Source organism: Amycolatopsis echigonensis, from assembly GCF_002846615.1.
In the GTDB taxonomy this organism is placed as follows: Bacteria; Actinomycetota; Actinomycetes; order Mycobacteriales; family Pseudonocardiaceae; genus Amycolatopsis; species Amycolatopsis echigonensis.
The window spans coordinates 66209-80824 of the sequence record NZ_PJMY01000003.1 but is presented as its reverse complement, the minus strand read 5'-3'; the positions used below and the strand labels follow the sequence as shown (position 1 = coordinate 80824).

The following is a 14616-nucleotide window of genomic DNA, read 5'->3' as shown; positions in this document are numbered from 1 at the left end:
ACTCACGACGGCCCTCAGCGCGTCGGGTCCTTGCCGTTCGGCTGCGAAGGCCCGGGTCCGGGCGACCACCAGCCCCACACCGTCTTCTCGCCGTGCCGCACCGTCGGCGCCACCCCGGTCGTGTAAGGCTCGATCTGCAGCAGCTGGCCCCACGACTGGTACGGCTGCCCGTTCAGATAGCTCGGCACCTCGGGCTCGTCCGCGATCTCCTCGAGCCAGCCGTTCGGTCCGCCGTTGGTGCTGGACGCCCATTTCGCCTCGTCGGCGAGCTGGCCGGGGGTGATCCGGTAGTCCGGCATCGCGGAGATGCCGTCGTGCGAGGTGACCGGGTTCGCGCACGGGTACACGAACGACGCGGGCCAGTCGATGTACACCGATTTGCCGGCGAGCTTGTCGGTGAGCGTGGTGAAGGTCGGCACGCGCGGCGCGGACGCGGCGACCCAGCCGTCCTCGGTGAGGTCGTTGTCCACCATCACGACCCGCACCGACGTGGTTTCCGGCGGCAGGTCGCGCAGGTTGATCCGGGTGTCGTTCCAGCCGCCGGTGCCCGCGCCGGGCGGGAGCGCGAACTGGCCGCGCAGCACGCGCACGCCCTCGGGAGTGTTCACGCCGTACTCCAGGCTCACCGACGTGGGCCGCCGGGGCTGGCTCGCGGTGGCGACCACGATCTGGCCGTTTTCGGTGCGGTCGGTGAGCGCGTACCAGTCGCTGCGCAGCCGTCCGGCACGGGTCTGGGTGTCGAGGTAGCTGCTCCACATCGGCACCTGGTCCTGCTTGAACCCGTGCGGCGGTTCGGCCAGCGGGTCCTTGTCGTCGACCGGGGTGGTGTGGAAGCCGGTCTGGACGCGGCCGTTGTCCTGGTCCGGATTCGGCAGCGGGTTCGGCGGGTTCTGCGTCACCGGCTTCTCCGGCACGGTCCGCTGTTCGGCCTGCGGGTGCAGGATGCTCTTCGCCGCGTCGCGCTCGACCATCACGTGGTCGGACAGGTTGCAGCTCTTGCCGAACAGGTGCCCGATGTTGGCCGCGCCGAGGCTGTAGCTGTCGCGCTGGAAGTAGATCGCCGCGCCCATCGTGTAGATCTCGCCCGCTGCGACGAGGCCGCAGACCACGACCAGCGACAGCGAACCGAGCCGCAGCGACCGGCTCCGGCCTTCCTGCAGGGTCAGCACCGGGCCCGGCCGGTGCGCCCGGACGTTTTCCACGAACGCGTAGATCCCGGCGACCGCGGCCGCGCCGAGCAGGATCGTCGACAGCGGGATGCCGGCGATCGACGGCGCGACGTTCGTCCACGGTACCCCGATCCGCGAGACGAACCAGTACGTGTTCGGCCCGGTCGCGGCGAGCGCGCCGACCACCAGCAGCACCGCGAGGAAGGCCGCGCGGTTGCGGTTGGAGCGCAGCACGGTCGAACTGGTCGCCAACGCGGTGAGCGCCGCCATCGACGCGCCGACCGCGGCGAACGCGCCGAAGTGGTGCGTCCATTTCGTCGGGGTGAGCGCGAGCAGCAGGAAGAACAACGCGGTGGTGCCGATCAGCCGTCGGCTCGGCCCGAGCGCCGCGCCGGGGATCCGGCCGCGGCGCAGCAGCACCACGAGGCAGGTGACCGTGCAGAGCAGCACGAGCAGCACCGGGAACCGGCGCGGCGCGGAGCCGTCCGGCAGGTTCTCGAACAGCAATTGGTACCGCGCGAGTTCCTGGAACCACGACAGGTTCGGCCCGACCGCGGTGCGGATGCGGGTGGCCTCCTGCACGGTCGCGAACGTCTGGTCGGCGAACATCACCACGAGCACGAGGAAGCCGGACGCGAGGATCGGGGCGAGCATCGGCAGCCAGCCGCTCGCCGACCGCTGCCGGACCAGCTTGAACAGCGGCTTCCCGGCGACCAGGAACGGGGCCACGGCGATCAGCCCGGTCGGCGTCGCGGCGAGGGTGAACGCGGCCGCGGTCAGGCCGAGGCACAGCGGCAGCAGCCGGCGGGTGACCAGCGCGCGTTCGACCGCGCAGATGGCCAGCAGCGACCCGAGCGCGGCGACCGGTTCCGGCCGGACGCCGTTGTTGTAGGGCATCCACCAGACCAGGAACACCGCCGCGGCGGCCCAGCCGGCGGCGCGGCTGCGGCGGACCTGGGTGCCCAGCCGCGGCATCACCTCGCGGCTGATCAGCAGCCAGCTGATCACCCCCAGCAGGTACGAGGGCAGCCGGATCCACGGCGGCACCGTGCTGACGTGCGTCATCAGCTCGTACAGGTGGTAGAACCAGCCGAACGGGGCCTCCGCGACGCCGAACCAGCGGTGGTAGTTCGTGAGGTAGCCGGTGGCCTCGGTGACCCGGGCCATGGTGAGGATGTAGCCGTCGTCCGAGGTCACCGGCCCGATGAAGACCCACGCGCCGAGCACGCCGAACACCGTCGCGTCGCGGCCGGTCAGGCGCCACCAGCCGACCGGGGCCCAGCGCGGCGCGCGGCGGGCGAACCCGGAGTCCATCCGCCACACCGCGATCAGGCAGCCGAGGAACGACAGCGCGGCGAGGATGCCGACGACGAGCTTGAGCGTGGTCGGCGAGGTCTGGTAGCGCGTGTCCGGGACGATCGACACGTGCAGTCCGGCGATCGGGTCGCGCGCGGAGGTGATCGAGGAGTAGATGCCGAGCACCCGCGGCCGGACGTCGCCGGTGGTGTGGAAGATCGGGGTCTTGCCGACCGAGAGCGTCATCTGGGTCGCGTCCGAATCCAGCGTGACCGAGCAGCCGGTCTGCGGAAGCGGCTGCTGCGAGATCTGCTGGCCCTGGCTGGACGCGAGCAGCACGCCGTTGTCGACGCGCAGCTGCAGGCCGACGCCATTGGCCGCGTGCTTGCCGGTGCGTCCGTCCGGGACGGTCGAGAACAGCAGCGCGGGGCCGTTCGTGCGCGCGTCGAGCGAGCGGATCGTCTCGCAGGGCAGTTCGACTTTCAGGTCCTGTGCCCAATACCCGGTCAAGGGCGCGTTGACGGCACGCGTGTCGGAGGCGACGGGCCAGACGACTTCCGCGGTGTCCTGCACGACCGGCAGGAAGGGATAGGCCAGGGCGCACAGCGCCGAAAGCAACCCCAGCACTACGGCAATCGGACGCATTAGAAGGAATCTATTGGGTCATGGTTGACGCGGTTGCGCGGACCCCTCGTCCCGGGGCGTGAACCGCTCGTAGTGGACCGCGCTGGCCAGCGGCGCGCGGCTGCGCCAGCCGTGCCGCTCCAGGTCGGGAACCTCGGCCAGCGCGGTGACCGGGCCCACGCACAGCCAGGCGACCGGGCGGATCCCGGCGGGGATGCCGAGCAGTTTCGCGAGCGCGGGTTCGCGGTAGAAACTCACCCACCCGACGCCGAGCCCCTCCGCGGTCGCGGCCAGCCACAGGTTCTGGATCGCCAGGCACACCGAGTACAGCCCGGCGTCGGCGATCGCGTGCCGCCCGAGCACGGCCGGGGCGCCGCGCTGCTCGTCGTAGGTGACGACGATGCCGAGGCTCGATTCGCGGATGCCTTCGACCTTGATCTTGGCGAACGTCTCCGCGCGCTCGCCGTCGAGGGACGCGGCGAACACGTCGCGTTCCTCGTGCACGTGGCGGGCGAATTCCTCGCGCGTGGCGGGGTCGCGGACGAGCACGAAGTCCCACGGCTGGCTCATCCCGACGCTCGGCGCGGCGTGCGCGGCCTCGAGCACCCGGGTGAGGACGGCGTCGTCGATCGGCTCGCCGGTGAACTCGGCGCGGACGTCACGGCGGCGGTGCAGGACTTCGTAGAACGACTCGGTCATTGGTTGAGCACCCATTCGACAGCGGCGGTTACGTCCGCGGTTTCGGTAGTGGACGGTCGGGAAGGTCGGCGCACGACGACCACCGGCAGGCCGAGTTCGCGCGCGGCGGTCAGCTTCGCGGCGGTCATCGCGCCGCCGCTGTCCTTGGTGACCAGGACGTCGATGTCGTGCTCGGTCATCAGCGCGCGTTCGCCGTCGAGACGGAACGGGCCCCGGTCGAGCACCAGCTCGTGCCGGCGCGGAAGCGGCTGGCCGGGCGGGTCGACGCAGCGGATCAGGAACCACAGCGGGTCGAGGTCGGCGAACGCGGCCAGGCCCTGGCGGCCGCTGGTGAGGAACACGCGGGTGCCGAGGCCGGGCAGGAGCGCGGCGGCTTCTTCGAGGTCGTCGGCCCAATGCCAGCGGTCGTCGCCGTCCGGCCGCCAGCCGGGGCGAGCGAGCCGCAGGAGGGGAATGCCGGCAGCTTGGGTGGCGTGGAAAGCGTTGGCCCCGATGCGTTCCGCGAACGGATGCGTGGCGTCGACCACCGCACGGACGCCGTTTTCACGCAGCCAGGCGGTAAGCCCTTCGACGCCGCCGAACCCGCCGATCCGCACCTCTCCGACCGGAAGCCGCGGTCGCGTGACGCGTCCGGCCAGCGACGAGATCACTGGGACAGCGCGTTCGTGCAGCTGCGCGGCGAGGTCGCGGGCTTCCGCGGTGCCGCCGAGGATCAGGACGGTCATCGCCCGTATCCGACCGCCGTGCGCCACCGGTCGAGGGTGCGCAGGTTGGCGAGCGTTTCGGCCCAGGTCAGCTCCGGGCCTTGCCGGTCCGCGACGTGCGCGGCGACGTAGTCCGCTTCCCGGGCGTAAACCCCTTGGGTGGCTTCGATTTCGATGACGTCCGGCTCGCCGCCGGAGGGAGTCAGCACGATCGTCGAAACTCCCGGCGCGCGCAGTTCGTGGATCCACGCGGGCTTCGGCACGTACAGCTGGCCGGTGGTGCCGTAGATCCGGATGTGGTCGTCCTGGGTGAGCAGATAGCCGCAGGACAGCTGGGCGATGATGTCGCCGGGCAGTCGCAGCAGGCCCATCGCGAACTCGTCGACGCCGCTTTCGGTGAGCCGCGCCATGCCGGTGACCCGCGTCGGCTCCACCGCCGGAATTCCGGTCGCGGCCTGGGAAACCAGCCGCGCGAGCGAGGTGCAGTAGCAGCCGACGTCGAGGATTCCGCCGCCGCCGAGCGCGGGGTCGCCCAGCCGTGCCGCGTCGTTCTCGTCGGAGTCGAAACTGAACGTGACGTCCACGGCGCGGACCTCGCCGATCGCGCCGCATTCGATCAGCTCGACCAGCCGTCGCGTCTGCGGATGCAGCCGGTACATGAACGCTTCCATGAGGAAAACGTCGTTGCGCCGCGCGGCATCGATGACTTTCTCGGCGTCGGCAGCGGTGATCGTGAGCGGTTTCTCGCACAGCACGTGCTTGCCCGCTTCGGCGGCGCGGATCGCCCATTCCTCGTGCAGCGCGTGCGGAGTGGCGACGTAGACGGCGTCGACCTCCGGGTCGGCGAGGAGGGCCTCGTAGCTGTTGTACGCCTTCGGGATTTCGTACCTGGTCGCGAAATCCCGGGCCCGCTCGGCCGTGCGCGACGCCACCGCGGCGAGCACGCCATGGCGGCTTTGCTCGACGCCCGCGGCGAATTCGGCGGCGATGGTCCCGGTGGCCAGCAGGCCCCAGCGCAGATCGGTCACAACGACTCCGGTTGGCTCGCTCGGTCGCGGGTGCTCGAGTACAGGAAACTGTCCGGGAATCCGCCCGCGGCGAGGACCCGGCCGACGAAAATCGTGGCCGCGCGGGTCATTCCGGCGGCGCGCGCCTGGCCGGCGATGTCGGCGAGGGTGCCGCGGACAACCGTTTCGCCCGGCTGGCTGGCCAGCGCGACGACGGCGGCGGGACAGTCCTCGCCGTAGTGCCCGGCGAGTTCCCCGGTGACGCGCTCGATGTGGTTGATCGCCAGGTGCAGCGCGAGAGTCGTGCCGGTGCGGGCGAAATTCTCCAGCGTTTCCGCGTCCGGCATCGCGGTGGACCTCGCCTGCGCGCGCGTGATCACGAGGCTCTGCCCGATTCCCGGGACGGTCAGTTCGCGGCCGAGCACGGCGGCCGACGCGGCGAACGCCGGAACGCCCGGCACCATCTCGTACGGCACGCCTTCCGGTTCCAGTCGCCGGACCTGCTCGGCGACCGCGCTGTACAGCGACGGATCCCCCGAACACAGCCGAGCGACGTCGTGCCCGGCTCGATGCACTTCGATCAGTTTCGCGGTGATCTGGTCGAGACTGAGGTTCGCGGTGTCGACGCGTTCGGCGTCCGGCGCGCAATAGGCGAGCAGGTCCGTCGGCGTCATGCTGCCCGGGTACAGGCACACCTGGCAGCGCGCGAGCAGGTCGCGGCCGCGCACGGTGATCAGGTCGGCCGCGCCCGGTCCGGCGCCGATGAAGTAAACGGTCATTTCCAGCTCCACTGCGTGACTGCTCGGGACGGCGTCCATCCGGTGAACCCGCCGAGCGGTTTCGCGTGCTCCACGGAGATCCGTTGCAGTTCCCCGCCGTGCCGGGCGTACGCGGCGGCCAGGATCTGCTCGGCTTCGAGGGTGACACCGTGCGCGACGATCCGGGCGTCGGTTTCGACACATCGGTCGAGGACGCCGGGCACGGTCAGGCCGCCGCCGAGGAAGATCGCGTCCGGCCGGGGGAGTCCGGCCAATGCCTCGGGCGCCGGGCCAGTGACCACCTGTAGTTCCGGCACGCCAAGGGTATTGGCGTTGCGCTGGACGCGTTCGGCGCGCGCGGGGTCGCGTTCGATCGCGATGGCGCGGTTGAGCGGATGCGCGCGCGACCATTCGATGCCGATGCTGCCCGCGCCCGCGCCGACGTCCCACAGGAGTTCGCCCGGAGCCGGCGCGAGGCGGGCGAGGGCGGACGCGCGGAGGTCGCGTTTGGTGAGCTGGCCGTCGTGCTCGAAGGCGTCGTCGGGGAGGCCGACGAGCGGGAGGCCGGGGCCTTGGCAGAGCACGGCGAAGACGGTGAGCGGACCGGGGTCGTGGGTCCAGCCGTCGGTGATCCGCTCGTCGTCCGCGCCGAGGTTTTCCAAGGCGGTAAGGGCGGAATCGCCGTACCCGCGGGCTTTGAGCAGCTCGCGCAGTTCCGCCGCGGAGCCGCCCAGGACCAGCACTTTCCGGCGGGGTGCCAACGCCCGCGCGACCCGGTGGACGGCGCGGCCGACGACCGTCACGACCTCGGTTTCCTCGAACGACCAGCCGAGCCGCGCGCGGGCCAGCGTCGCCGACGAGACCGCTGGGCGGACGTCGAGCGCGTAGCCGCGGTCACGGAGGGTGGTGGCGATGCCGGACAGGTACGGGTCGCCGCTGGCCAGCACGCACACGCGGCCCGTCTGCTCGGCGAGGATCTCGTCGAGCGCGGGCAGCAGCGGGCTCGGCCAGGGCCGGGTGCGGAGGTCTTCCGGCAAGGACTCGAGCTGCCGCCGCGCGCCGAGCACGACGTCCGCCCGCCGCACGGCGTCGCGGGCCGCGGGGGTGAGCCCGGCCCACCCGTCGGCCCCGATCCCGACCACCGTCAGGCGTGATTCTTCGCGCACGATTTCCCACCCTAAGCGAGAGCTTCGCTGTGCGATGATCGGCCGGACGCCGACCCACGAGGGAGTGCTCTTGAAGCCCTATCCGTTCACCGCTGTCGTCGGGATGCCGGACCTGCGTCTGGCGCTCGTCCTGTCCTCGATCTCGCCCGCGGTCGGCGGGGTGCTGGTGCGGGGCGAGAAGGGCACCGCGAAGTCGACCATGGTGCGCGCGCTCGCCGGGTTGCTGCCGGGCGTCGACGTGGTGGACGGCTGCCGGTTCTCCTGCGACCCGGCCAGCCCGGACCCGGCGTGCCCGGACGGGCCGCACGCGGAGGGCGTTCCCGCGCACCGGCGGCCGGCTCGGCTGGTGGAGCTGCCGGTCGGCGCGGCCGAGGACCGGGTCGTCGGCTCGCTGAACCTGGAGAAGGCGCTGTCCGAGGGCGTCACCGACTACCAGCCCGGCCTGCTGGCCGCCGCGCACCGGGGGCTGCTGTACGTCGACGAGGTCAACCTGCTGCACGACCACCTGGTGGACACGCTGCTCGACGCGGCGGCGATGGGCCGGGCGACGGTCGAGCGCGAGGGCGTTTCCGTCTCGCACGCGGCTCGCTTCGTGCTGATCGGGACGATGAACCCGGAGGAGGGCGAGCTGCGCCCGCAGCTGCTCGACCGGTTCGGCCTGACCGTCGAGGTCTCGTCGAGCCGGGATCCGGAGCAGCGCGTCGAGGTCGTCCGGCGGAGGCTTGCTTACGAGGCGGATCCGGACGGTTTCGCGGAGGGTTACGCCTCGGCTGATGCGGCGCTGGCGGCGGAGATCGAAGCGGCGCAACGGCTTTTGCCGTCGGTGAAGCTGCCGGACGAAGCGCTGCGGCAGATCGCCGAGGTGTGCGCGTCGTTCGAGGTCGACGGCATGCGCGCGGACATCGTGACGGCGCGGACGGCGGTCGCGCATGCCGCGTGGGCCGGTCGGAGCGAGGTCACCACCGAGGACATCCGGGTCGCGGCGCGGCTCGCGCTGCCGCACCGGCGTCGGCGGAATCCGTTTGACGCGCCGGGGATTTCCGAGGAACAGCTGGAACAGGCGTTGGAGGACGCGCAGCCGCCTCCGGAGGGACCGGACGACGACGGCCCTTCCGGCGGCAGCCCCGGCCCGGACGACGGCGGGCCGATGCCCGACGGCGGTCCGTCTGGTTCCGATGGCGCTCCGCCTCCCGGCGACAACGGCGAAACTCCTCCGGGGAACGGGTCTTCGCCACAGAAGACGGTTGGTGCCGGGGATACGTTCCGGGCACGGGTGTTCCGAGTGAAAGGCACCGGCGAGGGTGAGCGTGGCCGCCGGTCGCGCGCGATCACCGATACTGGCCGGACGATCGGCGTGCAGCCGCCCAGCGTCCGGGACGGACGTCCGCACCTGGTCGCGACGATCCGTGCGGCCGCACCGCATCAGCAGGCGCGGGGCCGGTCCGGGGCGGGTCTCGAAGTGCGCTCGGCGGATCTGCGGTTCGCGCTGCGCGAGGGCCGCGAAGGCAACCTCGTGCTGTTCTGTGTGGACGCGTCGGGCTCGATGGGCGCGCGGGCACGGATGCGGGAAGTGAAGACGGCCGTGCTTTCGCTGCTGTTGGACGCTTACCAACGGCGGGACAAGGTCGGTCTGGTCACGTTCCGTGGCGCGGAGGCCGAGCTGGCGCTCCCGCCGACGATCAGCGTCGAAGCCGCGGCGGCCCGGCTGGACGGCTTGCCGACCGGCGGCCGCACGCCGCTCGCCGAGGGCTTGCTGGAAGCCGCGCGCGTGTTGCGGGTCGAGGCGATCCGGGATCCACGACGTCGGCCGCTGCTGGTGCTCGTCACCGACGGACGCGCCACGAGCGGCTCCGACGCGGTGGCCCGAGCCAAGGCCGCGGCGGGGTTGCTCACCGGCGTGACGACGATCGTGATGGACTGCGAGACTGGACGGATGCGCCTGGGCCTGGCCGCGGAATTGGCCGGGCATTTGGGCGCCGAACACGTGCCGCTGTCCGAGGTGGCCGCCGAGTCGCTGGCCACGGCCGTGCGCGAACGGACGGGGAGGGCTGCCTGATGCCGCAGGGAAAACCGGCTGTCGTGCCGAAGGACGGGCTCACCACGCGGCAGCGCCGCAACCGTCCGCTGCTCGCCGTGCACACCGGCGAGATGAAAGGGAAATCCACCGCGGCGTTCGGAATGGCGTTGCGCGCGTGGAACCAGGGCTGGTCGATCGGCGTGTTCCAGTTCGTGAAGTCGGCGAAATGGCGCGTCGGCGAGGAAGCGGCGTTCAAGGCGCTCGGGAAGCTGCACGACGACACCGGGCAGGGCGGCCCGGTCGAATGGCACAAAATGGGCGAGGGCTGGAGCTGGTCGCGCAAACAAGGGTCGGAAGAGGACCATGCCGCCAACGCGCGCGAAGGCTGGGCGGAGATCAAACGCCGGCTCGCCGCCGAGACGCACGATTTCTATGTCCTGGACGAATTCAGCTACCTGCTCAAATGGGGCTGGCTCGAGGTGGACGACGTGGTGTCCGCCTTGACCTCCCGGCCCGGGCATCAGCACGTCGTGATCACCGGTCGCTACGCGCCGCCGGAATTGATCGAAGCCGCGGATCTGGTCACTGAAATGACGAAGGTGAAGCACCCGATGGACGCCGGGCAGAAGGGCCAGCGGGGGATCGAGTGGTAGCACGGGTCGTCATCGCCGCGCCCGGTTCCGGGCACGGCAAAACCACCATCGCGGCCGGGCTGATGGCCGCGTTGCGCACCGCCGGGCACACCGTGTCCGGGCACAAGGTCGGCCCGGACTTCATCGACCCCAGCTACCATTCGCTGGCCACCGGCCGCCCGGCGCGGAACCTGGACCCGTTCCTGCAAGGCGAGGACACGCTGGTTCCGTTGCTGCGCCACGGTTCCGCGGGCGCGGACATCGCCGTCATCGAAGGCGTGATGGGCCTTTTCGACGGCGCTTTGGGCACCGAAGGATACGCGTCGACCGCCCATGTCGCGCGGCTGCTCGACGCCCCGGTCGTGCTGGTGGTCGATGCCTCGGCGGCCTCGCGCAGCGTCGCGGCGACCGTGCTGGGGTTCGCGCAGTACGACACGCGCGTCCGGCTCGCTGGGGTGATCCTGAACAAACTGGGCTCGCAACGGCACGAGGACGAGATCGTCACGGCGCTGGAGGCGACCGGTGTTCCGCTGCTGGGTGCGTTGCGGCGCAACGAAAACGTGCACGCGCCGAGCCGGCACCTCGGGCTGGTTCCCGCGGCCGAACGGGCCGCGGAGTCTCAGCGGTTGCTGCCGGAACTGGCGGGCTGGGTCGCTGCCGGGGTCGATCTCGAAGCCATTGTTCGGGTCGCTCGAAGTGCTCCTGCGCTGACCGGTCCGTTGTGGAATGCCGGGCCGGAGTGGGATGGACCACGGGCGACGCTCGCCGCTGCCGGCGGTCCGGCGTTCACCTTCCGCTACGCCGAGAACATCGAACTGCTGGCCGCTCGCGGCATCGACGTCGTGGACCTTAATCCCTTGCAGGACAAGACCTTGCCTGCGGGGTGTGCCGGGCTGTACTTCGGCGGCGGCTTCCCGGAGGTGCATGGCGCCGAACTGTCGTCCAATGTCGAGCTCCGCACGGCCGTCGGCGCGGCGATCGACGCGGGCATGCCGGTGAGCGCGGAATGCGCGGGCTTGCTGTACCTGTGCCGGTCTCTGGACGGATTGCCGATGGTCGGTGCCGTCGCCGCGGACGCGACCATGACTGCACGGGGGAAGCTCGGCTACCGCCGGGCAGTCGCGGTCGCGGACAACGTGCTCGCAGCGGCCGGCCAGCGGGTCACCGGACACGAATTCCATCGCACCGAAATCGCTCCCGCGCACGGTGAAACCGCCGCGTGGGGCTGGGACCGCGGCCTGGACGGGTTCGCCTCAGCTTCGCTGCACGCGTCCTATTTGCACGTTCATTGGGCCGGACATCCCGAACTGGCGGACCGTTTCGCCGCACGGGTGCGCGCACATTCCCTGGCGGCGGTCCATGGCTGAGTACGACCTCCAGCACCACGGCGATCGCGAAGTCGGCGAGGGACTCGTCGATCTGGCCGTGAACGTCCGGCTTCCGGCTCCGCCAGCGTGGCTGCGCGCGGAACTCGCCGCCGCCCTGGACGACCTGGCCGCCTACCCGGATCCGACTCGTGCCGCGGAAGCCGTTGCCGCACGACATGGCCGGGATTTCGACGACGTCCTGGTGACCGCCGGTGCTGCGGAAGCGTTCACGCTGCTGGCGTCTCTTCCCACCGAGCACGCGGTGGTGGTCCACCCGCAATTCACCGAACCGGAAGCCGCTCTGCGCGCGGCCGGACGTTCTGTCGACCGGGTCATCCTGTCTGAAGCGGACGGTTACCGGCTGGACCCCGCATTGGTCCCCGATTCGGCCGACCTGGTCTTCGTCGGCAACCCGACCAATCCGACCTCCGTCCTGCACCCAGCCGCCTCGCTTCGGGCATTGGCGCGCCCGGGCCGGGTGCTCGTGGTGGACGAAGCCTTCCTCGATGCCGTTCCTGGCGAGGTCGAAAGCCTTGCCGGAGAACGAATCCCGGGCGTCGTGGTGCTGCGGAGCCTCACCAAGACCTGGGGCTTGGCCGGCTTGCGAGCTGGATACGTCCTCGGCGAACCAGCGCTGATCGCCCGGTTGCGCGCCGTGCAGCCGCCGTGGTCAGTGTCCACTTTGGCCGCTGTGGCGACGGTTGCCTGCTGTCGCCCGGCTGCTTTGGAAGAAGCCGAAAAACTGGCCGCCGCCGCGGAAGCCGACCGCGACTACCTCGAATCGGGCCTGGCCGCCCGGGGAATTCCCGTGCTCGGCACCCCGCGCGGCCCGTTCGTGCTGATCCGCGTCCCGGGTGGAGCGGACCTCCGCCTGCGGCTGCGCGAAGCAGGCTACGCCGTCCGCCGCGGCGACACTTTCCCCGGACTGGGCCCAGACCACCTGCGCATCGCCGTCCGCGACCGCGCTACGTCGGACGCGTTCCTCGCCGCGTTGGGCTAACGGTTCTGGAGGGCGGTGAATTGCTCAAGCCAGGCGTAGTTCGGCGCAACGGTGCCGTCGGGATTCTTCTGGACGGTCGCCCGGGCGAACACGCTGTTGAGGAGCCACGGCGGGGTGTCCGGCCCGAAGTCCGCTCCCTTGGCCGCCGAGATGCCCTGGTCGATGCCGTAGGTGGCGACGGCGAGTTTGCCGATCGCGCGGAACTTCGTCATCTGGTCGGTCAGGAAGTGCTTGTTGCTCTCGAACCACGGGCTGGTGCGGAGGAAATCGTCCCACCGAGGCTTGGGGAACGGCTGGTGCAGCGCGTTGCGGATGACCTGCCAGACCTTGGTGTCCTCCGGCACGTGGTATTTGCCGGCGTACTCTGCGGAGATCCGGTCCGAGAGGTGCTTTTTCCACAGCTGGACGAGCGAGAACTCGGTGACGAGGAACTTCTTGCCGCCCAGCTTGGGCAGGACGTAGTCGAGAAACGCCTGAACCTCGTCCGGAGCGGCGACGTGCGGATGGATGTCGGTGCCCTCGATCTCCGGCGTGTCGCGGACGTATTTCATCCAGCGTTCCGTGCCCGCGCCAGTCCACTTCGGATCCTCGAGATTGTTGAGCGCACCCATGTACAAGGCGGTCTTTCCCTTGCGCTGCTTGATCACATGGGCGGCGACGGTCTCGTAGAATTCGTTGAGCGCGCCGTTGTTCCAGTCGGACTGCGGGCATTCGATGAACGGTTCGTTGCCGATCACCAGGATGTCGACCTTGTCCATGACCGCGGGCAGCACCTTGTCGACCCGCGCGAGATCGGCCTGCATCGCCGGGGTCCCGGGCCGCGGAATCGGCTTGTGGGACTCGGGAAAATACGGAAACTTGAGCGACAGCACGGTGCCGTACCGGCGATCGGCCGCTTGCAGCAGCGTCTTGATCGTCGGGTTCTCGGCGGCGTCCTGTTTGTCCAGGTCGGGCATCGCGGTGAACCCGCGCACCCACTTCGCGCCGGATCGCTGAAGCTCGTCCCAGCCCATGGTGTCCGGATCGGCGTTGAAGTTCGCCCCGAGCGCGCCGTCCGGCTTGGGCAACGCCGTGTTCGCGGCGGGGCTCTCCTGCGTCGAACTGCAGGCAGCCGTGGCGAGAACCGAAAAACCGGCGGACAACTGAAACAGCCGACGCCGGGTGAGGCGCGCAGAGGCGGGCGAGTTGAATGCCACGAGGTCCCCTCGGTCATGAGTCGCGAACCTCCCCTTCGTAACACGGGTCTGGCTTCCGCCGCAGCCCGGGGCGGGTCTGCCGACGCACACCCGCTGCCGAGGGAGCTCGTTCAGGCGGTCGCCAGCAACGCCGCGGCCACCGCGACCTCGACGCAACCGCCGAGGACGTCGCCGGTCACGCCGCCGATGCGCTGGACACATCGGGCCAGCAACACCGCTGCGGCCGCGTAACCGAGCCCCACCGCGAGAACTCCTCGCCACCACGGCAATCCCGGCGTCAACGCGGCGCATCCCGCCGCGAGTACGAACACCGCCGCGGCGACCAGGATCGGCACCGATCCGGCGACCGTCGCGCCCAGCCCCTCCGGGCGGGCCGAAGGGACTCCTCGGGCGCAGCACAGCGAGAGCACACACCGTCCACACAGGACGGACAAGACCGCTGCGGCGATCCCGTGGCCGTGCGAGATCGCGCCGGTCAGCGCGCCGGTCTGGACAAGCAGGACGAAGAGCAGCGTCGCGACACCGGTGGGCCCGGAGTCGCCGCGGCGCATGACGTCGAGGGCTTTCGCGCGGTCGTAGGAGGCACCGAGCCCGTCGGCGGTGTCGGCGAGTCCGTCGAGGTGCAACCCGCGGCTGCCCAGTGCGACCGCCCCCAGCGCCAGCGCGGCGACGGCCAGAGCAGGAAGCCCGAGCGCGACCCCACCCGCAACGATAAGCCCGGCCACCGCGGCGAGGGGGAGCGCGGCGAGCGGGCCGAGGGCCATCGCCACCCCAGCGACCCGCCGATCGATCTTGCGCGGAGCAGGGATCGGGACGGTGGTCAAGGTGCCCACGGCGAGGCGGATCCCGTCGGTTACAGGCGTCACGGGTTGCATCCTGATGGGACATTGGGTGCGCACCACGCACCGAAGGGCACATTGGATGCAAGTGGGGGCGTGGATGCTGCGCTGGGCGCGCCGAGTGCCGTTGCTGTGGCGTCCC

At 70.8% G+C, this 14616-nt stretch carries 12 protein-coding genes; 4 read left to right on the top strand and 8 right to left on the bottom strand.

Annotated features, from left to right (window positions below):
* Positions 1-14: 14 nt before the first annotated feature.
* The 6 genes from ATK30_RS04840 to cbiE are packed head-to-tail and all read right to left on the bottom strand — an operon-like array spanning position 15 to position 7423.
* Positions 15-3110 (bottom strand): arabinosyltransferase domain-containing protein, encoded by a 3096-nt coding sequence (locus ATK30_RS04840; RefSeq protein ID WP_101434525.1) that lies wholly within the window; start codon positions 3108-3110, stop codon positions 15-17.
* An 18-nt stretch (positions 3111-3128) separates the two neighbouring features.
* A complete protein-coding gene (bluB, locus tag ATK30_RS04835; RefSeq protein WP_101434524.1) occupies positions 3129-3788 on the bottom strand; it encodes a 5,6-dimethylbenzimidazole synthase in 660 nt (219 codons plus the stop codon).
* Positions 3785-4513: a cobalt-precorrin-6A reductase gene (locus tag ATK30_RS04830; RefSeq protein ID WP_101434523.1), complete on the bottom strand. Its 729-nt coding sequence runs from the start codon at positions 4511-4513 to the stop codon at positions 3785-3787. The genes bluB and ATK30_RS04830 overlap by 4 nt, the downstream gene beginning before the upstream one ends.
* Positions 4510-5520 (bottom strand): Gfo/Idh/MocA family protein, encoded by a 1011-nt coding sequence (locus tag ATK30_RS04825; RefSeq protein ID WP_101434522.1) that lies wholly within the window; start codon positions 5518-5520, stop codon positions 4510-4512. Before ATK30_RS04825 ends, ATK30_RS04830 begins: the two co-directional genes overlap by 4 nt.
* Positions 5517-6278, bottom strand: coding sequence for a precorrin-4 C(11)-methyltransferase (cobM, locus tag ATK30_RS04820; RefSeq protein WP_101434521.1), 762 nt, complete (start codon positions 6276-6278; stop codon positions 5517-5519). Before cobM ends, ATK30_RS04825 begins: the two co-directional genes overlap by 4 nt.
* Positions 6275-7423 carry a precorrin-6y C5,15-methyltransferase (decarboxylating) subunit CbiE gene (gene cbiE / locus ATK30_RS04815; RefSeq protein WP_101434520.1) on the bottom strand — a complete coding sequence of 383 codons (1149 nt, stop codon included), beginning with the start codon at positions 7421-7423 and terminating at the stop codon, positions 6275-6277. The genes cobM and cbiE overlap by 4 nt, the downstream gene beginning before the upstream one ends.
* Before the next feature lie 70 nt (positions 7424-7493).
* Here cbiE and ATK30_RS04810 point away from each other — a divergent pair, with 70 nt between their 5' ends.
* Genes ATK30_RS04810 through cobC form a run of 4 tightly spaced genes read left to right on the top strand, consistent with a single transcriptional unit; the run spans position 7494 to position 12439 of the window.
* Entirely contained in the window at positions 7494-9479 is a 1986-nt protein-coding gene (locus ATK30_RS04810; RefSeq protein ID WP_101440636.1) for a putative cobaltochelatase, read from the top strand.
* Positions 9479-10093: a cob(I)yrinic acid a,c-diamide adenosyltransferase gene (cobO, locus tag ATK30_RS04805; RefSeq protein WP_101434519.1), complete on the top strand. Its 615-nt coding sequence runs from the start codon at positions 9479-9481 to the stop codon at positions 10091-10093. Before ATK30_RS04810 ends, cobO begins: the two co-directional genes overlap by 1 nt.
* On the top strand, positions 10087-11439 hold the full coding sequence (locus ATK30_RS04800; protein WP_101434518.1) for a cobyrinate a,c-diamide synthase: 1353 nt from the start codon (positions 10087-10089) through the stop codon (positions 11437-11439). The genes cobO and ATK30_RS04800 overlap by 7 nt, the downstream gene beginning before the upstream one ends.
* Positions 11432-12439: an Rv2231c family pyridoxal phosphate-dependent protein CobC gene (gene cobC / locus ATK30_RS04795; protein WP_101434517.1), complete on the top strand. Its 1008-nt coding sequence runs from the start codon at positions 11432-11434 to the stop codon at positions 12437-12439. Before ATK30_RS04800 ends, cobC begins: the two co-directional genes overlap by 8 nt.
* On the opposite strand, the gene ATK30_RS04790 is transcribed toward cobC, so the two are convergent.
* A complete protein-coding gene (locus ATK30_RS04790) occupies positions 12436-13581 on the bottom strand; it encodes a hypothetical protein (RefSeq protein ID WP_244194518.1) in 1146 nt (381 codons plus the stop codon). The two genes, cobC and ATK30_RS04790, sit on opposite strands and share 4 nt — an antisense overlap.
* A 164-nt stretch (positions 13582-13745) precedes the next feature.
* Positions 13746-14501, bottom strand: a complete 756-nt coding sequence (locus tag ATK30_RS04785; RefSeq protein ID WP_312878580.1) for an adenosylcobinamide-GDP ribazoletransferase — start codon at positions 14499-14501, stop codon at positions 13746-13748.
* Positions 14502-14616: the final 115 nt, after the last annotated feature.